The following is a 25207-nucleotide window of genomic DNA, read 5'->3' as shown; positions in this document are numbered from 1 at the left end:
GGGTGGGCACGCGTCCAGCAATAAGTGAAGCAGCGGTAGTTTCTGGCCGAATTCACGAGCGCGAAAAACGAGAAAATCGCGGTCCGTCAAACAAAAAACCCCGTGTTTTCCAGGCTCAAAAACGCCGCCAATTTGACGGCGTTTCTGGCGGAGAACCCCCTCGCAATCACACCGTGCGCTGCTGGAAATCCGGGTATCCGTTGCCCCGGTCCCACGGCTCCGGACCATCAGTTACACTCCGGCTCGCCGGTGGCGGGGATTCGCAATTTGTTGCGGTCCCCGCTTGCCGGCCTTTTTGTACCGCAGCAGGTTCAATTCTCGGTGCCACACTGCTGGCGGTGATATCGTGCGTCGACGAGGTCGCCGGTTTTCAATGGGCGTCAACCACGACCGCGACTACGGCGTACAGACTGATGCCAATGACAAACAAAGCCATCGCGATGAATACTACGGCCGTAATTATCGCGATCATCTTCTCAAGCGGATTGAGCCAATCAACGAAGAGTCGCGAGTACTTGGTCCGCTTTTCCGGTGCCGCTGATACCGTTGGCTCGTAGGGGTTCATTTAACATCCTGGCTATCTGAGCGTTCAAATCTCAAAGATCTTTCGCCTCGATCAAGTCGTGTGGCTCCTTATCCTCCAACGAACGACGGTTTGGTCATACCAAACCAAGTTCGCTTTTCACATCAATCTCGCGAGTTATGACAGAAGCGGGGCGCCGAAACACCAAGACGGCGACTTCGTACGTGCTAGTCGGGCTTCCAAACAACGCTGCCAAACAGCCATTGGGACGCTCCGCTGTCAGCGATTCAGTACGGTAAAACTCCCAACCCTTAGACGCCATGTTGTTCAGGAGTACCTTCATTTCGGATTGCCAGTTCCCCGAAAGAGTTCCGAGTTCGATGCACTCATAGGCCCAGGGTGCACCGGTCGACCAATCATGCATGGCAATGTCGAAACATGAGCCGGCCAGTGATTGGGCCGCTCTTGCTTCCCGCATAGATCGCTCTCGTTTCGCCATCTCGATACGTTGATTTTCAGCATCTTTTTCTGCTGCAGCCTGAAGAGATTCTTGTTGGCGTCTCGCCCGCTCTCTCTCCTTGGCTTCGAGTTTTTCACGTCTCTTGGCTTCCCTTATGGCCTCGAACTCGGCTCTCTCTTTCTGGCCGGGAACAATGAACGCATTTCCACACGACGGGCAGGCATCCGATTGCCCTGCCTCCCTGAGTGCAGACCTAAGAACGGTATGGCATTTCGGACATGAATACTTGATGGATCTGCCCGTTACGCTCTTAATGATTTGGTATTTCATCTCCATCGATTCGGTAAATTCACGCGGGATCGACAAAACCTACAGGCCTCGCACTACAGAAAGGCTCCACTGATCGGCATCGCATCCAATGATTTGCCTGGTGGCATCACGCGGCGTTCTAGTCGCTCATTTGACGAGAGGCCGCGTGATTGCACTCGCGTTTCGTTTTGGACGGATAGCCATCCCGAGCATGCCACCAAGCAAGAAAATGGCTGCCGTGCTAGGTTCGGGAACGGCTGTTATTCGAACCGCGTCGATCGCGCCGAGCGGCCCTGCTGCCGTGCCTGAGAACGTCAGTGACGCTGTGGTGTCGGCTGCGATGAACTCGACGTCGCGTCTCGCCCATGGCGAGACCGGAGAGTTGTAGAGATAGGAGCCGGACGGAAGGAAATAGTCGTAATGGTCCGTCTCCCCGCCGATCGTGGCGATTATCGAACCGGAGCCGAAATAGTCGGGCAGAGTTCGTGCGGTCGCGTAGTAAGTCAGTTTGTATCGCTGGCCAACTTTTAGGCCAGTGACGGTTTGCTGAATCGTGTCGCCGTGAATTTCAATGAACTGGTTTCCATCAACTGGCTCTCCCGTGTTTGTCACTTGGTCAATCAAGAAGGCGGTATTGCCGGACACAACATTCCATCCACCGATTGAGTCGCCAAAGCCAAAGAGACGCCCCGGTGAAACGTCGGGAGTCTCAAAACTTCCGTTTTGAATGAACCCAGGCACTTCGACAACGCCGTAACGCATCGCGGCGTTATCTGCGACGTCGTTCCATTCTCCCAACACGAAGTTAAGAAAGGGCTTGGTGACGATGTGCGCAAAGTTTTCCGCACCTTGCGGTCCAGAGTTATTCGGTTCGCTGGCCGTCCAATTGGTGAACGTCACTGGCTCTCCGCTCACCCACTCGAATGCCCCTTCATTTGCGACATCATTGAGACCGATCCAAAGCCCCCCTGCATCGGCGACGAGAGGCGTGAAGGTGTCGTAAACCCAGTTGTTCTCGTCAAGGTCATCGATCGTTACGAGATCCCCTCCCAACCGACGGGCTTCGGCCTGCGACGCCGTCCACGTCGTCGACTCCAACAGGTGATACGTGCTACCGGTCGAGTAATTAAACCTGGAAGCCAAGACACCGGCCGAGGCAAACTGCGCCATGGCAGCCAGAACCGCCAACAAGTAGATCAATCTCATCACAACCTTTTGGGATTGCAGTATTCGGAAACGCGGGGGAATCACGTTGAGCCAGGCGATGACGCACTCGCGCCGAAATTCTCAGGACGACTGCATTCGCTTCAGATGGAAGTCGTTGCGGACAGACATCTGCATTTCTGCAAATGATTTCACCGGTGTGCTCAAAATTGCTTTCGCCCCGGCCCCTACCGGTCGCAGTCGTCAGACCAAATAATAACCCAAGAGGGGGGAGCATGTGTACGGGTGGCCAGAAAAATACCAGCCCCCCCACCATGAACGCCAAATCTGCTAGTCTGTGCCAAATGGGGCCTCTTACTGTTGGTGATTCGGGGTCCCGGCCCGGACCCGGTCCCGTATTGCCCCTATGACTGGAGATGGCGCCGGGATTCCCGAACCGCCATCGCGAGGCAAGAGATTTGTCTGGGCATTCCGGGAACCGAAGGAAGGCATCCAGATCGCGGTCCCGTTGGCGGTCTACGTCACCGGGCCGATTGTCGACAGTTGGTCACACAGTTCGTTCGGGAGTGTTGTAACGTTTACACCGCAATGAACTTTCCTGCCATCCAATGGGGGCAATGATGCGCAACGAGGACAATGCACACTATCTTCGCTACACCGGCCCGCAACGCGTCGACAAAGCGATGCACACGCTCGAAGGGATCGTACGCGGAATCTCGATCGACAACCTTGTTAACACGCAAGAACTCACGGCTCTGACGCGATGGGTCAGCGAGCACGAAGAGTTTGCCAACCGGCATCCGTTTAACGAAGTGATCGACCGGCTTCATCAGATTCTTGCCGACGGCGCTGTCGACGAAGAAGAGCGAGCTGACATCCTTTGGCTCTGCGAGAAGTTCTCCACCGAGAACAGTTTCTTCTGCGAACTCTCGTCGGACATGCAAAGGCTCCAAGGAATCGTTGCCGGGATCGCCGCCGACGGGATCATCACGGAGGACGAGTTGCGAGGTCTTCGCGAGTGGCTCGATGACAATGATCAGCTTCGGACCTGCTGGCCGTACGACGAGATCGATTCCCACGTCACTCGCGTTATGCGCGACGGCAGAATCGATCCGGAGGAACATGCATTCCTCTTGGAGTATTTCAACGAGTTCTCATCGCTCACAGGTGGAAAAGCGTTTTCAAAACCGCAGCCGGGACGGTCGCACTTGGTCTCCGGCGTCTGCCACTCGTGCCCCGACATTCAGTTCGATGACAAGAGCTTCTGCTTTACGGGCACGTCCGATCGGACAAACCGCGATCAACTGGCCGTACAAGTGCACGAGCTGGGCGGGTGGTTCTCACCCAGGGTGACTCAATCGCTCCACTACTTGGTCATCGGCGCCAAGGGGAATCCGTGCTGGGCGTTCTCCTGCTACGGTCGGAAGGTCGAGCAGGCCGTATCGTTGCGGATGAAGGGGTTTCCCGTGGCGATTGTTCACGAGAACGACTACTGGGATGCGGTCGAAGACCTTTGTTAAATCGTCCCGGACAAGGGGCATGGGATTGAGTGTCAAAAATCTGTTTATTCTTGGCGGCATGCCGTGCAGCGGGAAATCGACTCTCGCTAGGTTTTCTCGCGAGACGATTCCCATTGATCCGCCGATCGATGGTTGGTGGGACCTGTCAATCATGGCTTGCACGCTCCCGGTCAAGGGCCACCTTCCGCAAAACCTCGCGATCGAGATCGACTTCTCAGAGATCGGGAAGAATGACCTCAAGCCAAATCTCGGGCCGAACGGTGGCCCGGTAACAAGAAAGCCAATTCCGGACCTTCGCCCCGAATCGGTTTGCGTGATCACCACATGGGCGCCAGCACCGCTGCTACTTCATCGGCTCAACGAACGAAAGAAACCTCGTAGTGAGCACGAGTTGAGGCTTTTGCAAATCTACCAGAGCCAAGAATGTGTCGACGCCTTCTACCGGCAATGGCAGCGATGCGTCTATGAAGCGCAATGGATCTTTGAGCGAGGATTTCAACGCTGGACGTTCAACTCAACCCCGATCGGATTCGGCCGCGAGTGCTTACTTCGTGGGCGACTGGACGCCTGAAGTTTCAACCCGTTGAATTGACCGGACGACACCTGCCAGAATTGCAATAGCGCGAAAAACTTGACTTCCGACCGCTCAATCGTAACAATTGCTATCCGACGCGACCGTGTTCGCGTCGCCGGACCCCGAGTGGCCGGAATCAAATCTTTGGGACCGAGTTCCCCTCTATTTTCGAAGGAGCCAACTATGGCACCAATCTCTGAACGTACGCGCGCCTCTTTGGATCGACTGAATGAGCAAATTGGAGCTGCTGAGAAGGTCCTGAAGACCCTGCCAGGAAGCCGCCATCCAGCGTGTGAAATTGATGTGACGGAGGAGTTGCGCGAATGCGACGTATCGGATCGGCGTTGCCGGGGGTACATGAGATACGGCTCATATGAAGGGTTCTTGGGCCTACACATAGCGCACGTCGACTCCAAAAATATGCTGCTGTCCTGCGACGCTATCGACGATCGCGTGGCTTTTCCAATCACCGTGCGTATTGCTCTCGCGAGACGAATTCCTGAGTTGATCGTGATTGCGAATCAGTCAGAGAATGAAGTTGCTGCGGCCGCAGAAGAAGCCGCTGCCGAAATTGAGCACGCAATCGCCAGTCTGACAGCGTACGACGCTTAACATCGCTGGGACTTATTCCGGCGGCTTCGGAGCCGCACATTGGCAACTGCGAGGTCCGGAGTCGCCGGTTTTCCGAGCCCTGATGCCGATGCATCGCTAAACTCGGATTGCCCCTGGCCGAGATTCGTTAACGGCCTTTCCCGCTTGCCTCCATTGCTTCATCGCAGCGGACTCTCATCACAACGTATCAAGAAGGATGTCCTATAGTGTTTATGCGATTCATCGTGCTGGCCAGCGTTTTGTTTCCTGGAGCCGCCGGAGCCCAAGAGGCAGATCAGGTCCCGACGATTGGCCAAGTGATGCGAGAATACGAAGACGCAATCGAGGCTGCCGAACGTCGGGCAGTTGTGAAGCTTGTTGCCATTGGCCAGAAAGCGATATCGGCAGGCGATATCGAGAAGGCTTCAAACTCGTTCAAAGAAGCGTTGTATCTCGAACCCACGAATGATGCAGCGACGACATTCTTCAAGACGATCGGTCGCGAGGACGTCATCAAGGAGACACGACGCGAAGGCGACGATGAGGTCACACGGACGGAGTTTCGAAGCGACGACGGGCTCGTTCTGCGGAGACTGCCGGGTGGAGAATGGTCAGGAAACGACTCGAAGCACAAGAACGGCGTCGAGGAAGAGAAGAATTCCGTGGCAACTCAGCTGCGTTTTCCGCGTGAAGACATACGGCTTTTGATCTTCGATGACCGTTTCTTCTGGAATGCCAATGGACAGAAAGATCACAACGATCGCCTAGTTTGGCATCCGGCCGGCTCCGGAGCGTGGACGAAATAGACTGAATCAGGTCTCTCACGCGACGCTGCGCTGCTGCTATCGCCACACGCGACGGGGCGAGAACGCCTTGTTTTGGGAGATTTCGAAGTCAATGAACTCTGACCTCGATCGCATCGAATCGTACTACTTGGAAAAGCTACGTTCGGATCCGCTCGGAAAAGAAGTATGCAGCGAAAGTGACTTTGAATCACAGGTGAAATTGCTCCAAGAAGCTGGGGCCACGGAAGACGAAGCGAATCAGGTCGCATCAATGTTCCAATGCAGACCATTTCATCAAGTCTACGACTACATTCTCGATCAGATACAAGCCGAAGTGGAATCTGCCGTGCGGGCGTGCAACGCCAATCTGCCCGGCAAAGTTCTGCTGAGAACATTGCCTACGGGTTTCGCGAACGCGGGGGCGGTTAACGCTCCAGGTGGCTACTTGGTCACGGTGCGTGCTGAACTATTCCAGGTTATTTACCGAGTATGCAAGGTCTTCTGTCACAGCCTTGATTTCATAATGCTTGAATCGCCAAGTGGCTCCCGACCACTGTCGGAGATTGCGGGTTTCGCCCCGTCGGGTTGGACGCAGTCCCAAGCGATCAGTTCTCTAGTAGAGATATACGATTCACTTGTAGATAAACACACCGTGTACCATGCGCCACGGCATGAAATACCCATGGGGCAACGCCAGGCTTTCTTGGATCAGATTGTATATTTCGCCGAACTGTTCGCCGTTTCACATGAGTATGCTCACGTGCTACACGGACACTGCGACGAATCTTTGGAGTCGATCAGTGCAGTGGAACGGTTCCACAACGAGTTTGCGGCCGATGATCTCGCGTTGACGCTGCTGCTTGCGCCCGCTGACCTACGAAACGAGAACCGTGATGCGGCGTTGGATGCAAACTACCGCGTTGCGGGTGCGTGTATCATGTTCTGTGTTCAGGTGTTGCTTGAAGCCTGTCGGTCAACCGATGAGAACTTGGGGTTCAAATCAAGGGCGGGCGCGGAGTACCCCTCGCCAATGGAGCGTCTCGTAAGAATGCTTAATAGCGTGAAACAGAGGTATCCAGACTGGATCACTCAGTTCGCGGATGCGGTCATGATCTGGTCAGCGGGTGTGATGCCCGCATTAATCGCGGAAGTTCGCGGGGCGGACGAGATAAAATGGATTGCCGAAAATGCTAAACTGCGATCACAAGACGACGCTTGATTCCCGGCCCCGGGCTCACTGTCGCTCCGCCGGCTTCCCGGACACCGCCTTTGGAGAACTTTGTGCCAGAATTTGACCACTTTGCTGAGCGTTTAGCTTCGCAGGGCCAAGGGCCGACCAGTGGGGACTATCTTTGGATCCGTGCGCGACAACTTGAAGGCACGCTCCCCGGCGAAGGTTCAGTAGGAAGCTGGCCGATATCCGTGGCACGCGTAATGATGGGCTGGGGCTCCGTCGAAGAACGATTGTGGAGTCCGGCCTCCGATGGTGACAGTTGGCCCTGGACAGAACCAGAGGGCCTTGATGCGGCCGCAAAACTGAATCGAGCCTGGTGGTATCAACGGGTTCGCGACGCGGCGTCATGCAGTCGCTTTATTGGATCCGGGCAATTACCGGCCTGCGCGTTTGATATTTTTGAGCAGTGGTATCACAGCGACGGGCTGATCAAACTTCCGAGCTCGTCTGATCATCCAATTGGAGGGCACTGCGTGAGCGTGGGGGCGGTCAACGCCTTCCGCGACTTTTTTACTTTTGCCAACTCATGGGGCCCTGGCTGGGGGAATTCCGGATATGGACATCTGTCGTTCGATTATTTCGACCGTTTCTTTTTCGGGGGATACGCGATTCCACGCGGAGGAAGACTGCCCGTTTTTTTTCAGAATCTGGAAGGTGATCACAATGAAATAGAGTGGGACCAACTGAACTTTGGAATGCCGCCGCTTCCAGATTCGATGATTCACATTGGAGAAGTCTTCGATGCCGCTGCCGACGAACGGAAAGGATGGTACATCGCATTACGGCGGGGCAAATACCTTGAGGTGGAAGACTTCTTTGTACGGCCGGAGTATCGTCGTGCGGGTGTTGGCAGTCGATTGCTGCAGATGCTCAAGCGACTTCGCGATGAAACTGGGCTTTCCGTTCGCGTATGGATCGATTGGGCTGATTGGAATCAGGCGAATCACAGTGCAAGTGAGTGGTTGACGTCTTCGCTGGATCTGCAGGTAACGGCCTCGCCATATCGATGGGCGGCCGCCTTGGCAGTTCCCAAAGGAGACACAGAGTTCCCCACCGCAACGCCTCCGCCCATCCCGCAGCAGGCAGTCCCGCCGGCAATCTGCAAGCCGCGACTGCCGTAGTTTTCCTGGTGCGGTACCTTTGCGTGCGTCTCGTAGTACTCCATCAAGGCCATGCAGGACTGCATCGCTCGCCGCGATCGCTTCAGTACCGGCAAATACCGATCAACTGTCGATACCGCCATTTGACGCGAATTGCTGCAAACGAATTTGCATATCTGGTACCATGGGAATTAGCCGAAACGGGGTTTTTCAGCATGAAAAGCCGGCGTCACGGGACGAATTGCAAATCCTTTATTCGTGGGTTCGAATCCCACCGTCGCCTCTTTTGCAAAAACCAGTGATTTACCGGCCGGAATGCCTCTGAGCGTTCCCACCCATCTGGTCCGCGGTCCACTTGCTGGGCAACGGTGCCTTGCAGCGGGAAGTTGGCTCCGCTCGTAGTCGCGCTTGTTACCGTCGTCAAATGGTGGCGGAGCGGCATCTTCGTCGCTCTGGCGAGCGTAGCTACCTCAAGGCCGTGCGGCCCCGCCAGGCGTTGGTCCAAAAGTCTGGTCTATAGGCATCGTCGCGGCATTGTGGCGGTTTCGAGAGCATCATGCGGATCAGTAGTGAGCGACCTGAACCCCTTTGAGCCCCCGCCGGATCACGACGTCCAGCCGCGGCCGGTCGATCAGAACCAAGAGCCGGTGAATATCGTGTTGGTGTTCACGTTCGTGTTGGTCGTTGCCTCCGCGACTGCGATCGGGGTGACGATGTGGAGTATCTTTTAGAAGGCGTGTTCCTAGATGGCCGCATTGGCATTGCCCTTCGATATCTGCATCGCCACCGTCTGAACGGACTTGGTTTTGAGCGAAAATCCGTACCAGCCACCGAACGAGACCAAGCCGAAGCCGCAAAAAGAGAAACATCGATTACCGTTCCCGTTCGGCTTGATGATCGCTTCCATCTTTCTCTTGTGGCTCGCGTCCGTCGTTGTGCCCGCGATTCTGATGCGGACCTTCGATGCGATCATTGGTTGGGTGTCCGCGTTGTTCCGTTGACTGGTCCCACCAGAGAAGCCCCTGAGCGATTGATTCGTGGCACCACCGGAGTGATGCATGCATCTTAGTGGCCTGACGGCGATTAAAATGTCTTTCCACCAACGTTGTTCGGTGGATGGCAGCGACAGAGTCGATGGGCGGCACGAATGGGGGAGTGGACGGATGAAGTGGATAATCGCTTGCCTGGCGGCCGCGGTGTTGGTGTTGGGGGGGCGGACGATGGCGGTTGAACGGCCGCCCAATGTGGTCCTGTTCCTGGTGGATGATCTGGGATGGCGCGATCTGGGATGCTACGGAAGCCCTTCCTACCAAACGCCCAACATCGATCGGTTTGCACAGTCGGCCGTACGGTTCACCGATGCCTACGCCGCATGCCACGTGTGTTCCCCGACTCGCGCAAGCATTCTGACTGGCAAGTATCCGGCTCGTCTGAAGTTAACGGACTGGTTGCCCGGTCGAAAGGATTTCCCGTTTCAACGCCTGCTCAATGCGGAGATCGAGCCGGCGGTTCCCAGCGATGAGGTCACGTTGGCCGAGGTCTTTAGGGATCACGGGTATCGCACCGCGCACCTGGGGAAGTGGCATCTGGGGGAAGAGCCCCTGGGACCGACCAGCCAAGGCTTTGAGATGCAGGTCCCACGCTGGAACAAGGGTTGGCCAAAAGCAGGCTATTTCGCGCCGTTCCAGATGGAAGGATTGGTTGCTGATGACGGCAGCTACCTGACAGATTGTTTGACCGATCATGCCGTCGATTTCATTCGAGCAAACCAACAGTCCCCGTTCTTCTTGTATCTGGCGCATTTTGCGGTCCATGATCCGATTCAAGGCCCCAAGGAATTGGTGGATCAATACGAGCAAGCATTTGATGCCCGCGTTTTCGATGGCCCCGAATATGGGCTCGAGGGGAATCCAGATGACGAGGTTTCGTTGTCGCGTTCGGAACTGAGTGAACTCATGAGTCGCCCCGGTTGGTCGGGTTTCCGCGTCTTGCCGCGGCGAACTGTCAAAATCAAGCAGCGACAGGACAATCCTCAGTTTGCCGCGATGGTCCAGTCGGTTGATCGTAGCCTGGGCCGACTGATCGGGCTGTTGGAAGAATTGAAGATCCATGACGAAACGATCATCGTTTTCTTTTCGGACAACGGAGGAATGTCGGCGGCCAATTTCGGAAATCCGCGGCGCAGAATCCCCAGCGATCGATTGGACAAAGCCTTCTCCACCTCGAATCTGCCCCTGAGGGCCGGGAAAGGCTGGCTGTACGAGGGTGGTATTCGAGTCCCGCTGATCATCCGATGGACGGGCGACGGTCGTGCCGGTGCGGTCTGTCCCACACCGGTCATCAGCACGGATTTGTACCCAACGATCCTGGAGATGGCTGGCCTGGATCCATTACCCGAGCAACATCAGGACGGAGTGAGTCTGGTACCGCTGCTTCGTGGCGAGAAGCGGATCGATCGCCAGGCGATTTACTGGCATTTTCCCCACTACAGCAATCACGGAATGCAAAGTCCCGGGGGAGCCGTCAGGTCGGGAGACTTCAAGCTGATCGAATACTTTGAAAATGGCACCCACCAGCTTTTCAATCTCCGCAGTGACCCGGGCGAGAAGAATGATCTGTCCGATACCCTGCCAGACAAGGCTGCCGAGTTAAAATCCATGTTGAAGGTGTGGCGAACAGAAGTGGGCGCTGAGATGATGGAGGTCAATCCGCAATTCGTCGACCCGTAGGAGCGTCGGATGAACGGCTCCCAGCCGGATGAACGTCAAGATCAGAAGCCCAATCCATACGACCCGGTCCCAATCCCCGATCAGAACCAGCCGGAACGGAATCGTGCGTCTTCCGTCGGGTGGGCCACGATGGCATTGCTGTTCATCCTGGGCGCCTGGGCGGTCCGCTTCGTCTTCGGTTTGCGATTGGACCCTCTCATCTGGCTCCTGCTGCTCGGTGTGGGATGCATCATCGCAGTGATCGCCATCTTCAATAAACGGTCTGGGAAATGAATCAAACGCTCTCCGGTTTCCAATGTTGCCAGCACGGTCGAATTTCTAAGGTCCTGAGGAGTTTTGGCAGCACGGGTCGAAGTTTCCGTCAAACGTGGTTGACCATCGGCATTGTTTGCGTCCTGTCGATGTCGGCCGTGGGATGGGCACAGGATCCTCCAAGTGATTCTCCGACGGCCGAGCGTCAACCGATCCCTGAACGACTGGTCGTACTGACATTTGATGATTCATCGAAGTCGCATTACACGGTCGTGCGCCCGTTGTTGATGAAGTACGGATTTGGTGCAACGTTCTTCATTACCGAAGGTTGGGACTTTGCAACCAATAAGGAGGACTACCTGACCTGGGAACAGATCCGCCAACTGCACGACGACGGGTTTGAGATCGGAAACCATACCCGCGATCATCTGGGAATCACCGAAAAGACCTACCAGCGGTTGCCGGAACAGTTGGAAGCGATCGAAAAGCAGTGCCAGGATCACGGCATTCCCAAACCGGTGACGTTCGCGTGGCCTGGAAACGCACGGACCCCCAAAGCGTTCAACACCCTGAAAGAACATGGCATTCTGTTCGCCCGTCGAGGAGGGGCGCCGGAGTTTCCGTACGAGGGCGGACGCGGTGTCGCATTCCAGCCCGGGAAGCATCACCCGTACTTGCTGCCATCGGCGGGAGACGCCCGTCCCGATTGGGATCTGCAGGACTTCATTCAGGCGGTCCAGCAGGCCAAGGAGGGTCGCATCGCGATTCTGCAATTCCATGGCGTGCCCGACACCGCTCATGACTGGGTCAGTAGCCGGCGCGATCGCTTTGAGGCCTATTTGCACTACCTGGCAAGTCAGGATTATCAGGTCATTGCCCTGCGGGATCTGGCGAAGTATGTCGACCCGTCGATTTCGCCGACCGATCAGGCGACCGTGATTCGTGATCGAAACACGAAAGAAGATGGGGCCCAGGCCCGGTAGGTTGGTGAATTTGCGGATCTCGTTCACAGGACGCATCCACCGATTTCTTGCGGGTGCGAAGGTGGGACCGTATTCTGAAGTACAATTCCAGTGAGAAATTCAGGTCGCAACCGTGTCATCAACGGAAGTGCCCGTCTCACAGGAACCCGCCTTTCCCGCCCCTGCTTGCCCACCCCTTTGGTTGCCCTGCACCGTGATTTCTCGATTCTTATTCATCGCGATCTGCTTGGTCGTTGCGACCCAACGGGGCGTCGCCGTCGATGACGCGGGGGATTCGCTGCGCGCGACGCTGCAACAGCACTGTGTTCAGTGCCACGGTCAAGACGGTGAGGTCAATGGCGACGTCAATTTGTTGACGATGACGTGGCAGAACGGGAAGGCGAGTGCTCGGGAAGCGGAGTTGTTTGATGATCTGATTCGGGTGATCGAACACCGCGAAATGCCGCCCGAGGATGCATCGCAACTGTCCAGCGTTCAGCGGACGATGCTGCTGCAGACGCTGCGCGAGGCGTTGCATCAATCCTTGTCGGACCAGGCCGAAAGGAGCCAGGCACCGATCCGCCGCTTGAATCGGTTCCAGTACAACAATGCGGTGGTCGATCTGTTTCAGTTGGATTGCGTGGTCTTCACGCTGCCGGAAAAGATGGTGCGGGTGCATCGAGACTATTTCCGCCCCGAAACCGGCGTGATGGCCGACACGGTGGTTGTTGGAAGTCGACCCCTGGGAAAATCTCAGTTGATCGAGCCACGATTGGCTGGTGTCGCGATGTTTCCTCAGGACCTTCGCGCCGAGCACGGTTTCGACAACCAGGCGGATCATTTGTCGTTGTCGCCACTGTTGATGGAATCCTTTTTGAAGCTGAGCCAGTCGATCACTCAGAGTCCCGATTTCACGCCGCGACGCGTGGGGATTTGGAACGATTTCTTTGCCCCGCCGTCGGCAGGTCAGGATGAAATCGACGTGATCGTGCGCGATCGGATGCAATGGTTCCTGGGGCGGGCATTTCGTCGAAAGGTTTCCGACGAATTGCTGAATCGCTACACATCGTTCGTGATCAGGCAGATCCACCGAGGCGTTCCGTTTACCGATGCGATGAAGGCCGTGGCTGCTGCGGCGATCGCCTCGCCCAACTTCTTGTATTTGTACGACGGAGGCACGCGAGAGCAAGAAACGTCTCCGCTGACCGACTTCGAGCTCGCGTCTCGGTTGTCATTCTTTCTGTGGGGGAGTCTTCCGGACAAGGAACTGAGCGATTTGGCCAGTGCCGGCAAGTTGCAGGACGCAAACGTTCTGTCGGGGCAAGTGGACCGAATGCTGCGTGACCGGAAAATCAAGCGATTCTGTGACAGCTTTCCCGCCCAATGGCTGCAGTTGGATCGCATCATCTCATCCTTGCCGGATCCCGAGCAATTCCCGGAGTTTTACTTCGCGAAGTACCGCGACAGCATGCACATGATGGTGGAGCCGTTGCTGTTGTTCGAAACAGTCTTGATCGAGAACCAATCGATCACTCAGTTCATTGACTCCGATTTCACGTACCGATCGTTGTTGTTGCGGGAAGCGTATAGAGAAGAGATTCCCGCGGAGGTGCGAAAGAATCGACACAGCGGCGAAGTGACAACGTTGACATTTGACCGTCTGCCGGTCAACGATCGACGTTACGGAGGTCTGATCACCAATGCGGCGGTGATGACCATGACTTCGGGACCGAATCGAACCCAGCCGATCACACGCGGAGCCTGGTTGGCGTCGGTCATCTTCAACGACCCACCTGATCCGCCTCCGGCCGACGTGCCGCCGTTGCCAGAAAAGCCGCCAGGTGGTGAAGAGCAGCTGACGTTGCGCGAGAGGTTGTCGGCGCATCGTGAGCGAGCCGATTGCCGCGGCTGTCATGAACAAATCGACCCCTTGGGGTTCGCGTTGGAGAATTACAACCCGATCGGCGTCTGGCGAGACAGCTACCAGAACGGGCGGGATGTCGATATGTCAGGCGTGCTTTTCCAAAAGCATGCGTTTGGCGACGTGATCGAGTTCAAGGACGCGATCCTGGCGGAAAAGGACCGCTTTGCACGTGGCTTTTCCGGCCACGTGCTTTCCTTCGCGCTCGCTCGACGACTGGACGCATCGGACCGGGCGGCCGTCGACCTAATCGCCCAGGAAACAGCGGCCGACGATTATCGAATTCAAACGTTGATCAAACACGTCGTGCTCAGTGAGCCGTTTCGACGAAAGTACACCCCGCAAAGCGAGCCTCACAGTGATGTCTCCGACTGAATCCCGATCGACATCCCGACGTCAGTTTCTTCGCGGGATCGGTGGCGCGACGTTGGCGTTACCCTGGTTGGAACGGTCCGCCATGGCGTCCTCCGGGCGGCCCGGATTGCGGATGGCCCACTATTACGTTCCGATCGGCGTCGTCCGCCGGGGATTCTTTCCCGGTGAAGCAGACCATGTGATTCCGAAAGGGAATCTGGGCGGGGTGATGCGGTCCCTGGGCAAGCAGGACCCGCGGTTCAGTGTCAAGCCGCTGACAGAGCTGACACCGACGATGAAACCACTCGATCCATGGAAACAGAAAGTTGCCTTGATCACCGGCATGGATCGAACGTTTCAGCAAGGGACGGACGTTCACGCGCAGTGTGCGTCGTGTTACCTCAGCAGTGCGCCTCCGTTTTCGGTCAAGGAATCGGCATGGCCGCTTGACCGCACCTTGGATCACATCGTCGCCGACGCCGTCGGCCGCGAAACGCCGTTTCCGACGCTGGAATTCAGTTGCAACAGTCACCGGGACAACAAGGAATCGATCTACTTTGACAACATCTCGTGGTATGGCACCGGCCATCTGGCCCCGTCGATTCGTGACCCGCGAAAGATGTACCGTCGCTTGTTCAGCACCACGGAAATCGATGACTATCGGGACATCACCGATCTGGTTCTGGAGGACGCACGGGACCTCACCAAGGCACTTGGCTACCAAGACCGCCAGAAGTTTGACGAATACTTCGAATCGATTCGAGCGATCGAAAAGCAAATGGACCGATTGGAAGCGATGAAGTCTGAGTTGGCGAAGGCGGATTTTGAAGAACCGCCCGAAGCCCGCCTGCCACGGGGAGAATACATCCGATTGATGGGCGATCTGATGGTGGTCGCGTTGCAGACGGGGCTGACGAATGTGGCAACTTTCATGATCGGCCCAGAACGATGGGACACGCCGTTCACGTATGACAGCCTGTTCGACACGCCGCGCAGCCATCATCAAATGTCTCACAATCAGACCAAGATGATTGATGATCTGCTGAAAGTCGATCGCTTTCACATGGAGCAGTTCGCTTACTTGCTGGGCCGGATGGATGCCGTTCAGGTTGCCGAGGGAACAACGTTGCTCGACAGCACTTTGTTCACCTATGGATCGGGGCTCGGTGACGGTTCGACGCACCAATACAACGACCTGCCAATTATCGTTGCCGGAGGAGGCGAACGCATCCATTCCGGCAATCACATCAACATGCCCGAGGGAACCCCCTTGGCCAACCTGTGGTTGACGCAGGCCAGAATGATGGGCGTGGATCTGGATCGTTTTGCCGATAGCACCGGCGAGATCGGTGCGCTGCTCACCTAGCTGGGCGGCGAAACCGGATAATTGCCGATCGATGCAGCGAGTTTTTCCCCAGGAATGCGAACCTTCCCGTCCGAGGTTCCTGCTTTTCGCTTTCTCCGACAGAGATTCTCATGAAGATCATTCCCGCCGTGTTGTTGACGCTAATGCTTCCCATCATTGAGGCTTCGTCGGCCGAAGTCGCGCCGCAGCAAAAGGATGCTTCATCGAAGGAGCGAAGCGAAACCTACGATCGGGAGGTCCCACCACCGACGTTGGCCGGTGTGCGCTACGGCAAACATGATCGAAACGTGTTGGATTTGTGGATCGCAGAGTCAGATCAGCCGACGCCGCTGGTCCTGGTGATTCACGGGGGTGGTTGGATGGGCGGCTCGAAGGAGCGGTTGCAACGATTCGTCGACGCACCTGCACTTTTGCAGGCAGGAATCTCGGTTGCCGCCATCAATTATCGCTTTGTGCCGCAGGCGGAGGCTGAGGGAATGGAGCCACCGGTCAAGGGACCGTTGCACGATGCCGCTCGCGCCTTGCAGTTCATCCGCAGCCAAGCGGAGAATTGGAATCTGGATAAACAACGGATCGGAGCCGCGGGTGGATCGGCCGGTGCTTGTTCATCGTTATGGCTAGCCTTTCATGATGATCTGGCGGATCCACAAAGTGACGATCCGGTTTCACGCGAATCGACGCGTCTGTGGTGTGCCGCCGTCAAAGGCGCCCAAACGACGCTGGATCCGCAGCAAATGAAGCAGTGGACCCCCAACAGCCGCTACGGTGGGCACGCGTTCGGGCTGCGACCGTTTGACAAGTTTCTTGCGCAGCGAGATTCAATTCTTCCCTGGATCGCCGCGTATTCTCCGTACGCACTGGTCAGCAAGGATGATCCACCCATCTACCTTTTCTACACGGCTGCCCCTGCATTGGGAGAGCCGCAGAAGGATCCTACGCATACGTCCAATTTTGGCGTGAAGCTGCGCGAGCGTTGCCAAGACGTCGGCGTTGAATGCGTCCTCGTCTACCCCGGCGCGTCCGACGTTGTGTACGAGACTCCGACGCAATACTTGAGCGCTCGTTTGTTATCGCGATAGAGTTTGTTGGACGAGGTGTTTTGCAGGATGCCACGTTAACAGTTGACCCTCCTTTCCAAGGTGGGTCGAACGCAGCGAGGGGAAGATTGCGGCTCATTTCGCTGAGTCGGTGTTGCTGTCGCCGCTTCGCGGCTGGTGGGATTCGGGAGACGGTGTCCGTCGGCTTACGCCGACGGCAGGGGGCTGTCGTCGCTCAGCGACTGGAGTGGACAATGCCACTTGGCGTGAGCCACGTGTTCTTTCTTAGCGACGGGAAGTGGACAGCATTTCTTGGGGTGAGCCGCGTGGCGCTAGCCGCGGGTTTTTTCGCATCAACCGGTGACTAGCGTCTTGCCGCTCCTTGCACTGCAAATCACGGTGTTTTTGTTTTAATGTCGGGTTTTCCAGCTAGACGGTTCACTCGGTGGGGAGTGTTCGAAGACGCCCTTTCATTTCATGATATCTGGTTCGTCGCTCCTGTTCCTGCCGACACCGATTGTGACCTCCACCCAAACACATTCCGTACAAGCCTGCGGTTGATCAGCCACCGAATGACGCGGGTGTCGTTTCCAAAGGTTAACTAAGATGAATCGATTTCTGATGACGTTTCGAATGCTTGTGACGCTGTTCGCAATTGCGATCGGCGTTGGCCTTTTCGGATCCTCCTCCGCCCATTCGACTCGTCCGAACGTGTTGCTGATCGCAATTGACGACCTGAATGATTGGGTCGGCTGTTTGAACGGGCACCCAGACACGCGTACGCCGAATATTGATCGTCTGGCCGCCCGCGGAACATTGTTTACCAATGCCCACTGTCAGGCGCCGATTTGCAACCCCTCCCGGACTTCGGTCATGTACGGTGTGCGACCGTCAACGAGTGGCATCTATATGAATGGTCCGTTGCCTTGGAACGTCGACCACATGAATCAGCTGACCACCATGCCGCGGTGGTTCGCCAAGCACGGATACGACACGGCCACAACGGGCAAGATCTATCACGGATCACGGCTTCCGAAGGACGATTTTGATCTTGTCGGTCCGCGCCCCGGTCAACGGTTGAAGGACCTGGACGTCCGAATCGTCAATACTTTTCCCCAGGACAAACCAGGGCTGTGGGATTTTGGTCCCCAGGATTACGACGAAGGCCTATTCCAGGATCACGTGGATGCCAGTTGGGCCATTGAGCAGTTGTCGCAGGATGCACAGAAGCCGTTCTTTCTGACCGTCGGCTTCTATCGACCGCACGTCCCGTTCTATTCACCGCGGCGAATCTATGAAATGCTGTCCCGCGATCAAGTCACGCTTCCGGACGTCAAGCAGGACGATTGGAGTGACATTCCAGCGATCGCGGCCGACGTGACGGCAAACCGCGCACCGCCCCCGCACAGTTGGTTTGTGGAGGAAAACCAATGGAAACCCGCCGTCCAGGCCTACCTGGCATGCATCCGTTGGACCGATCAGCAAGTTGGTCGGTTGCTTGATGCGTTGGACGGGTCGCCTCATGCCGACAACACCATCGTCGTTTTGTATTCCGATCACGGGTTTCACTTGGGCGAAAAGAGTCGTTGGACAAAGTTCTCGCTTTGGGAACGATCTACTCATGTCCCGTTGATCATCGTGGCTCCGGAGAAACCGGCGGGACAGCGTTGTTCTCGACCGACCGAGCTGCTTTCTATCTATCCGACGTTGGTGGAACTTTGTGAATTGCCCGTAAACGACCGTGTCGAAGGACGGTCGGTCGTTCCACTTCTGAGCGATGCGTCTGCCGACTGGCCGTATTTGGCGGTCACGACTCATGGCAAAGATAATCACGCGGTCAGGTCGGATCGCTACCGATACATTCGCTACCATGACGGCAGTGAAGAACTGTATGACATGGTGTCCGATCCGCAGGAGTGGAATAATCTGGTGGCAGGCAAGTTATCGGATCAACATTCCGGCGTGATCGCGGATCTATCCAAGGCCCTGCCGACAACCAATCGCGCGCCGGCCCGCGCCGGCCGATGAGGTTGGTCTGTGAAACTGGCTTGGACGCCGTCGGATCGTGATGCGTTTTATTTGACACGGCACTTTGCGTGAGCCGCGTGGCGCCAGCTGCTTTTTCGCATCGACCGGCGGCTGGCGCCTTGCCGCTAATCGAACTGCAGGTCACGGTGTTTCTGATTACGGATGGCGCTGTCAAGATAGTCTTTGGATGACGTGAACAGCATCGCCGAAAACGACTGGAACCGCTGGAGAGATTAATGGGACTTCCTATTCGGGTTGCCGGAATCAACTTCGATCACTTTCACATGGGAGACTTGTTGCGGATGGCGCACGACCATCCGGACGTGGAACTGGTCGGAGTCTGCGATGAGAACCCGGAACGGATGCGGGATGCCGCCAAGAATTTTGCGATTTCTGAAGACCGGGTCCACCAGGAGCCGGAATCGTTGTTTGCGGCCAACAAGGTGGATCTGGCGATCCTTTGTCCGGCGGCCTCAAAACATGGTGAGTGGACCGAGCGAATCTCGCCGTTCGGTTGTGACATTCTGGTCGAAAAACCGTTCGCGGGATCGCTCGCGGAGGCCGATCAAATGATCGCAGCCTGTCGATCGGCCGGAGTGCGGCTGGCAATCAACTGGCCCCTGGCGTGGGTCGCATCGCACCGGATGGCGAAGCGGTTGATCGACGAAGGACGCATCGGGCAATGCGTGGAAGTTCACTACTATGGAGGCAACCGAGGCCCTTTGTGGCACGTGGCCGACAAAGTGGAGAGGACGGCGGAAGAAGTCGAACGCGAGAAACCGAACAGCTGGTTCTACAAGCGAAGCCACGGCGGCGGATCGCTTTTGGACTATCTCGGCTACGGCACCACCTTGGGGACTTGGTACATGGACGGCCGCAGCCCGATCGAAGTTTCCGCGATGGTCGACCAGCCGGCCGGGTTGGAAGTGGACGAACACAGTGTGGTGGTCGCCCGGTACGAAACCGGGTTGTCCAAATTCGAAACCCGGTGGGGAACCTTCACCGACCCGTGGACGCATCAGCCGCAACCAAAGTGTGGCTTTGTGCTGGTTGGTAGCGAAGGCACCATCTCCAGTTTTGACTACGACACATCCATGCGTGTGCAAACGCGGCAGTGTCCGGAAGGGGAATGGATTCAGCCGGAACCGTTGACGCCGCCGTTTCAGAATCCGATTCAATACATGGTCGATGTGATCCAAAAGGATACGGAAATCACTGGTCCACTTTCGACGGACATCAGTCGCATCGGACAGCAGATCGTCGATTCCGCCGCACTGAGCGCACGCGAGAAAAAGACCGTCCCACTGGTGCAGTGACGGCCGTGCTCGATTCTCCGCGAGTCAGAAAGAAACACAACCACATGGGGTTCAGTCGCAAAGCGACGACATCCCCCTGCCGTCGGCGCGAGTCGACGGACACCGTGCACTTTTGTGATGGTCCCTCGTCCGACTAGTGTCTTTCCCGGCGCTGCTGCTCGAGCATTTCCAGGTCTTCGGCCAACAAACGCCGCGCCTCCGGCACCGTGACTCCGTGATCGTAAAACCCGATCATCATTTCGTCCCACGACTGCTCGCCCCAGGTGACTTCTTCGTCCGGATTTGGATTGGCCAGATTGAAATCGGAATTGTCGTAATGAGCTGTGGTCCGAAACTGGCTTCCTTTGCGGATCAACAAGGGTTCCGCCAGGGTGTAACTGTTTTGCCAGTTGAAATCGTAGTGTGGCACATCCAGCAAAATCTGACTTTGTCCATCGGGGTCAACCAGTTCATAGCGGAACGATTTTCCCCGCACGTGCATGTGGGGAAACAGAGCGAGCACCAGGGTGTCGCGCTCGAACGGACGGTCGGCTCGCACACGATGATCCGCAGCATGCGGTGGGATTTTGAAATCGGTGTTGATGGTCAAGCTGGTTCGCAGTACCCGTTCGACTTTCTCCGGGGCTTCGTAGATCAGCCCGATGGCACTGCGGTCCGTCTGGGCCGTGCCGATCGGCGTGTAGTGCATCTCGAAGACCAATGAGTATCCGGCGGGAATCATCCGGACCCAGCCGTCGGGCATCTGCAAGGGACGCGTTCCGGGGGCGAATCCACCCAGCCAACTGAAGTGTCGCGTTTTGACACCGGTGGAGCCCTGAGGAATCGGTTCGCCGCCCGGAGGCCGAGCGTACACAATGATGTGGTGCACGACCGAATGATTTCCGGGCAGGCATTCGATGGTCTTCACCCAGCGGTCATGATCCACGCCGGGGACCTCGTAGTAGCGATACTCTTCGACGCCTTCGGCTTTGACCGGCACGGGCTGATCGGCGATGTAAACGACGTTATCGAAATCCTCATCGGTGAACCATCCGCTGGTGAACTGCCGTGGCGGCGGCGTGGCGGCGGGGTCGCCTTCCGGACATCCGTCCTCGACCCACTGGAAAATCATTTCTTTCTGGGCATCGCTCAAACGCGCGTCGTTCAGGAAATGTGCGGTGGACTTCTCGCCAGCGTGCCACGGCGGCATTCGCTGCTCACGCACGACTTCGGCGATCATTTCACCCCATCCGGCCACTTCGTCATAAGAATCCAGGGCAAAGGGAGCGATCTGGCCGTCGCGGTGGCAGTTCTGGCAGTGATCTTGAATCAAGCCGGCGATGTGCTCCGAATAGGTGAAGGTTGGCTGATCGGCTTTTTCTCTCGCCCTTCCGATCAAACACCCTTTGGCGGGCGTCCAGTTGATCGTGATCGGTTTTCCGGCAAGCAGTTCTTCGATGGCGAGCTTCAAATCGGCTCGCGTTGCATTGGGCTGTGCGAGTCCGACACCCGAACCAAAGGTGAATTGCTCGTCGACGCGTCCCTGATAACGGATGCGACGGTCGCTGTCCAAAAGGAAGACTTCCGGGGTGCGAGTCGCACCGAATTGCTCGGCGACCTGGCTGCGAAGGTCCTTCAGGATCGGGAATGCAATGTCGTGTCGCCTGGCATAGCCGGCGATTTCGGTCAACGAATCCTGCACATTGGCATTGATTCCGATGAACGCGACACCGCGATTGGCCATTGCTTGGCTTAGCGCTTGAAGTCGCGGTCCGTAGAACTTGGCAAGCGGACATTCCGTTCCCAAGAAACACACGACGATCGCTTGATGCTGCTTAAAATCCGCAAGCGAGACGTCTCGCCCCAGATAATCGGGCAACGTGAAGGATTCGATCTGACGATCGATCGAGTGTTCTTGGTCACCCGCCATTGCCGCGGAAGAAAACAACGTCATCGAAATTGCCAGACAGCCCAGCATGGTCCGAGCAATCCGCAGCTGAAAGGTCGACATGATTCGAGTTTCCATGGCAAGAAGAACGGCAAGCGGAGTCGATTCGGTCTCCACCCTGTCTCCGGAAAGGTGCGGTCGCCCCCCGAGCAGTGCTCGTCGATGCCTTTGGATACCCGATTTAGGTGCGACTGTAAACCAAAAACTTGTGTTCCGACGCGAAACGAATGCCTCCGCGTCACCGCGAGACTCCGGATTGCCAGGCTTGTTCGGCGGGTTCCAGCGAACGATGATTGGACCGTCCTCGCTCCGTCGCGTTGATTGCCCGATGGCGGACACGCCTCCCCGAAACCTCCCCACCTCTGCTTCCACTTCTGATTCGGAATCGACATGAAACCCCTGAACGCCGTATTGATTCTGCTGTTGGCGATGCTCGCGTATCCAAGCATGGCCGAAGAAGTTGTCGATCGCGAGAAATCTGACGGAGTTCCGCGCGGGGAGCTGACATCGAACCAGTTCTCCAGCAGCCAGGTGTTTCCGGGCACCACACGCCGCTACAGCGTCTACGTCCCGGCGCAGTACAGCGCCGATCAGCCGGCCAATTTGATGGTGTTCATGGATGGTTCCAACTATGCCAAAAGCGATGGTGCGTTTCGTGTGCCGGAGGTTTTGGACGAACTGATTGATCAGCAGCAGATCCCGACCACGATTGCGGTGTTTGTGGATCCCGGAGTCATCGCGTCGACGAAGCCTGGGGCAAGTGATCGCAGCAACCGATCGTTCGAATACGACTCGCTGGGAGATCGCTACGCGAGATTTCTGATCGATGAGTTCCTGCCGGTCGCATTGGACGGGCTGAATGTTTCTTCCGACCCGGCGGATCGGGCAGTGTGCGGGATCTCCTCCGGTGGAATCTGCGCTTTCACCGTCGCCTGGGAACGACCGGATCAGTTCGGAAAGGTGCTAAGCCACATCGGCAGCTACACCAACATCCGCGGCGGATGGGCCTATCCGGGATTGGTGCGGCAAACGAAGGACCGGCCCAAGCCCATCAAGGTCTACCTGCAAGACGGGAAAGACGATTTGAACAATCTGCATGGCAATTGGCCGCTGGGAAACCAGGACTTGGCGGCGGCGTTGCAGTTTGCCGGCTACACCTACAAGTTGGTGATCACCGACGGAGGCCATAGCGGAAAGTGGGCCGCTGAAGTTTTTCCGGATGCGCTTCGCTGGCTTTGGTCACCGGACGCGGAATCGACTCACCTGCCCAGCCAGGAGACAAAGCCCGCTTGGGAGCCGCATCCCGATGCCATCGCGAAAGACGATGTCCCACAGGGAACCGTGGAGCGGATGCCGCCGTGGGAGTCGAAAATCTTTCCCGGCACGATCCGTGATTGGTCGATTTACGTGCCCGCCCAATACACGGACAGTGAACCGGCGGCCCTGATGGTCTTTCAAGATGGAGAACGGATGCGCGACGTGAAGGGACGTTGGCGGATTCCGATCGTGTTCGACAATCTGATCGCTCGCGGCGAGATGCCGCCAACCATCGCGGTGTTCATCAACCCGGGGCACGAAAAGTCCAAGCCGCGACGGGGAAACAAATCTTCCAACCGCGGGTATGAATACGACAGCCTGGGAGACCGCTATGTTCGTTTCCTACTGGAAGAGATCTTGCCGGAGGTGGAAAAACGCTACCGTCTGTCGTCCGACCCGGAAATGCGTGCGATCGGAGGTTCCAGTTCCGGCGCCATCTGCGCCTTCACCGCGGCTTGGGAACGTCCCGATGTGTTCCGGAAGGTGTATTCAAGTGTCGGCAGTTTTACGAATCTGAGAGGCGGGAACGTTTACCCGGCGCTGGTTCGCAAGACGGAGCCCAAGCCGATCCGTGTGTACATGGCTGATACCAGCGGTGACGTTGACAACGCCTTTGGCAGCTGGCCTTGGGCCAATCAACGAATGGCGTCCGCACTGCAGTACATGGGATACGACGTGCGGTTTGACTGGGCAGAAGGCTACGCCCACAACGCCGACTTTGGCAGTTCACGCTTCCCCGACGCGATGAAGTGGTTGTGGCGAAACGAAGCACACACACCCCAGTACAACACGCAGGATGATCTTCGCGGTGATCTGACGCTGCTGAACCTGCTGATACCGGGAGAATCGTGGAACGTGGTGGCAGAGGACCTGGGGTTCGCCGATGCGTTGTGCTCCGATCGGGTCGGGAATCTGTACTTTTGCGACATGCGTGCCCCGGCAATCTACCGTGTCGATGCGGCCGATGGATCTCGTAGGCTGATCGCCAAGGAGTCCGTCAGTGGCTTGGAATTCGCTCCCGATGAATCGGTGCTGTACGGCTGCCAGGGTGCGCAGAACCGCGTGGTCTCGATTCATCCTCGGACGGGCGAAGTCAAAACGGTTGCCGAGGGTGTCAAACCGAACGATTTGGCGGTGACCCGCGAGGGCCAGATTCTGATCACTGAAACGGGGGCACGGCAAGTCACGCGGATTGATCCGGCCACGGGTGACGTCACCGTGGTCGACACCGGAATCACCAAGCCCAACGGCATCGCGCTTTCCAACGATGGCGGAACGTTGGCCGTTTCAGACTACGGTGGTGAATTCTCTTGGATGTTTCGCGTTCAGCCCGACGGGTCGCTCGATGCCAAGATGCCTGTAATGACCATGCGGCGGGCGATCGATCCGAAGGGTGACTTCCAATTCAACAGGCCGCCTCCCTACGTCTCAGCCGCTCGTGGCGACGGAATGGCTGTCGATAAGCGCGGACGCTACTACATTACCAGCGAGGTGGGCGTGCAGATTTTCGATCCGACCGGCCGGCCGTGCGGTGTGCTGCCCAAGCCGAACCCCGACCAGCCGCTAACCACTTGCATCCTGGCGGGGCCCGGACATCGGACGTTGTTTATCGCGCACGGCTCCAAGATCTACGGCCGCAAATTGACGGTGGAGTGAAATCGGGTGGAAAGCCCAGGACGGGTCCAGAACCCTGGCGGCTGTTCAGCCGCCAGGAATGCGACGGTCGCTCGGGGCGCCC

At 57.0% G+C, this 25207-nt stretch carries 21 protein-coding genes; 16 read left to right on the top strand and 5 right to left on the bottom strand.

The window, feature by feature from the left end; translation table 11 throughout:
• Positions 1-370: 370 nt before the first annotated feature.
• From FYK55_RS03710 to FYK55_RS03700, 3 genes are all read right to left on the bottom strand, one after another.
• Entirely contained in the window at positions 371-565 is a 195-nt protein-coding gene (locus FYK55_RS03710; protein ID WP_150075007.1) for a hypothetical protein, read from the bottom strand.
• 94 nt (positions 566-659) lie between these two features.
• A complete protein-coding gene (locus FYK55_RS03705; RefSeq protein ID WP_150075005.1) occupies positions 660-1313 on the bottom strand; it encodes a zf-TFIIB domain-containing protein in 654 nt (217 codons plus the stop codon).
• A 126-nt stretch (positions 1314-1439) separates the two neighbouring features.
• On the bottom strand, positions 1440-2390 hold the full coding sequence (locus tag FYK55_RS03700) for a lectin-like protein (RefSeq protein ID WP_161604289.1): 951 nt from the start codon (positions 2388-2390) through the stop codon (positions 1440-1442).
• A 683-nt stretch (positions 2391-3073) separates the two neighbouring features.
• On the opposite strand from FYK55_RS03700, the gene FYK55_RS03695 reads away from it, so the two are divergent.
• The 7 genes from FYK55_RS03695 (at position 3074) to FYK55_RS28920 (ending at position 8991) form a co-directional block, all read left to right on the top strand.
• On the top strand, positions 3074-3976 hold the full coding sequence (locus FYK55_RS03695) for a BRCT domain-containing protein (RefSeq protein WP_161604288.1): 903 nt from the start codon (positions 3074-3076) through the stop codon (positions 3974-3976).
• A 391-nt stretch (positions 3977-4367) separates the two neighbouring features.
• Positions 4368-4547, top strand: a complete 180-nt coding sequence (locus tag FYK55_RS03690) for a hypothetical protein (protein WP_150074999.1) — start codon at positions 4368-4370, stop codon at positions 4545-4547.
• 186 nt (positions 4548-4733) lie between these two features.
• Entirely contained in the window at positions 4734-5162 is a 429-nt protein-coding gene (locus FYK55_RS03685) for a hypothetical protein (protein ID WP_150074997.1), read from the top strand.
• Positions 5163-5461: 299 nt separating this feature from the next.
• Positions 5462-5947 carry a hypothetical protein gene (locus FYK55_RS03680; protein ID WP_161604287.1) on the top strand — a complete coding sequence of 162 codons (486 nt, stop codon included), beginning with the start codon at positions 5462-5464 and terminating at the stop codon, positions 5945-5947.
• 91 nt (positions 5948-6038) lie between these two features.
• Positions 6039-7145 carry a hypothetical protein gene (locus tag FYK55_RS03675; RefSeq protein WP_150074993.1) on the top strand — a complete coding sequence of 369 codons (1107 nt, stop codon included), beginning with the start codon at positions 6039-6041 and terminating at the stop codon, positions 7143-7145.
• A gap of 62 nt (positions 7146-7207) precedes the next feature.
• Complete coding sequence (locus FYK55_RS03670) at positions 7208-8281, top strand: GNAT family N-acetyltransferase (RefSeq protein WP_161604286.1); 1074 nt, start codon at positions 7208-7210, stop codon at positions 8279-8281.
• 548 nt (positions 8282-8829) lie between these two features.
• Entirely contained in the window at positions 8830-8991 is a 162-nt protein-coding gene (locus tag FYK55_RS28920; RefSeq protein WP_161604285.1) for a hypothetical protein, read from the top strand.
• An 11-nt stretch (positions 8992-9002) separates the two neighbouring features.
• Here FYK55_RS28920 and FYK55_RS28915 read toward each other — a convergent pair whose 3' ends face one another.
• Positions 9003-9167 carry a hypothetical protein gene (locus FYK55_RS28915; protein ID WP_161604284.1) on the bottom strand — a complete coding sequence of 55 codons (165 nt, stop codon included), beginning with the start codon at positions 9165-9167 and terminating at the stop codon, positions 9003-9005.
• 256 nt (positions 9168-9423) lie between these two features.
• Here FYK55_RS28915 and FYK55_RS03665 point away from each other — a divergent pair, with 256 nt between their 5' ends.
• From FYK55_RS03665 to FYK55_RS03630, 8 genes are all read left to right on the top strand, one after another.
• Entirely contained in the window at positions 9424-10989 is a 1566-nt protein-coding gene (locus tag FYK55_RS03665) for a sulfatase (protein ID WP_161604283.1), read from the top strand.
• 9 nt (positions 10990-10998) lie between these two features.
• Positions 10999-11262 carry a hypothetical protein gene (locus FYK55_RS03660; protein WP_150074987.1) on the top strand — a complete coding sequence of 88 codons (264 nt, stop codon included), beginning with the start codon at positions 10999-11001 and terminating at the stop codon, positions 11260-11262.
• Positions 11259-12224, top strand: a complete 966-nt coding sequence (locus tag FYK55_RS03655; RefSeq protein WP_150074985.1) for a polysaccharide deacetylase family protein — start codon at positions 11259-11261, stop codon at positions 12222-12224. The genes FYK55_RS03660 and FYK55_RS03655 overlap by 4 nt, the downstream gene beginning before the upstream one ends.
• Before the next feature lie 193 nt (positions 12225-12417).
• Entirely contained in the window at positions 12418-14499 is a 2082-nt protein-coding gene (locus FYK55_RS03650; protein WP_235908394.1) for a DUF1592 domain-containing protein, read from the top strand.
• A complete protein-coding gene (locus tag FYK55_RS03645; RefSeq protein ID WP_150074983.1) occupies positions 14486-15844 on the top strand; it encodes a DUF1552 domain-containing protein in 1359 nt (452 codons plus the stop codon). The genes FYK55_RS03650 and FYK55_RS03645 overlap by 14 nt, the downstream gene beginning before the upstream one ends.
• A gap of 110 nt (positions 15845-15954) precedes the next feature.
• Positions 15955-16923: an alpha/beta hydrolase gene (locus tag FYK55_RS03640; protein WP_150074981.1), complete on the top strand. Its 969-nt coding sequence runs from the start codon at positions 15955-15957 to the stop codon at positions 16921-16923.
• A 564-nt stretch (positions 16924-17487) separates the two neighbouring features.
• Positions 17488-18909, top strand: a complete 1422-nt coding sequence (locus tag FYK55_RS03635; protein WP_150074979.1) for a sulfatase — start codon at positions 17488-17490, stop codon at positions 18907-18909.
• A 236-nt stretch (positions 18910-19145) separates the two neighbouring features.
• On the top strand, positions 19146-20225 hold the full coding sequence (locus tag FYK55_RS03630) for a Gfo/Idh/MocA family protein (protein WP_150074977.1): 1080 nt from the start codon (positions 19146-19148) through the stop codon (positions 20223-20225).
• Between the two features lie 133 nt (positions 20226-20358).
• On the opposite strand, the gene FYK55_RS03625 is transcribed toward FYK55_RS03630, so the two are convergent.
• Positions 20359-22215, bottom strand: a complete 1857-nt coding sequence (locus tag FYK55_RS03625) for a redoxin domain-containing protein (protein ID WP_161604282.1) — start codon at positions 22213-22215, stop codon at positions 20359-20361.
• Between the two features lie 366 nt (positions 22216-22581).
• On the opposite strand from FYK55_RS03625, the gene FYK55_RS03620 reads away from it, so the two are divergent.
• Complete coding sequence (locus FYK55_RS03620) at positions 22582-25125, top strand: alpha/beta hydrolase-fold protein (RefSeq protein WP_150075327.1); 2544 nt, start codon at positions 22582-22584, stop codon at positions 25123-25125.
• Positions 25126-25207: the final 82 nt, after the last annotated feature.

The sequence above is a fragment of the Roseiconus nitratireducens genome (assembly GCF_008629675.1).
In the GTDB taxonomy this organism is placed as follows: Bacteria; Planctomycetota; Planctomycetia; order Pirellulales; family Pirellulaceae; genus Stieleria; species Stieleria nitratireducens.
The sequence above is the reverse complement of the archived record's forward strand: the minus strand, read 5'-3'. Positions and strand labels throughout refer to the sequence as shown.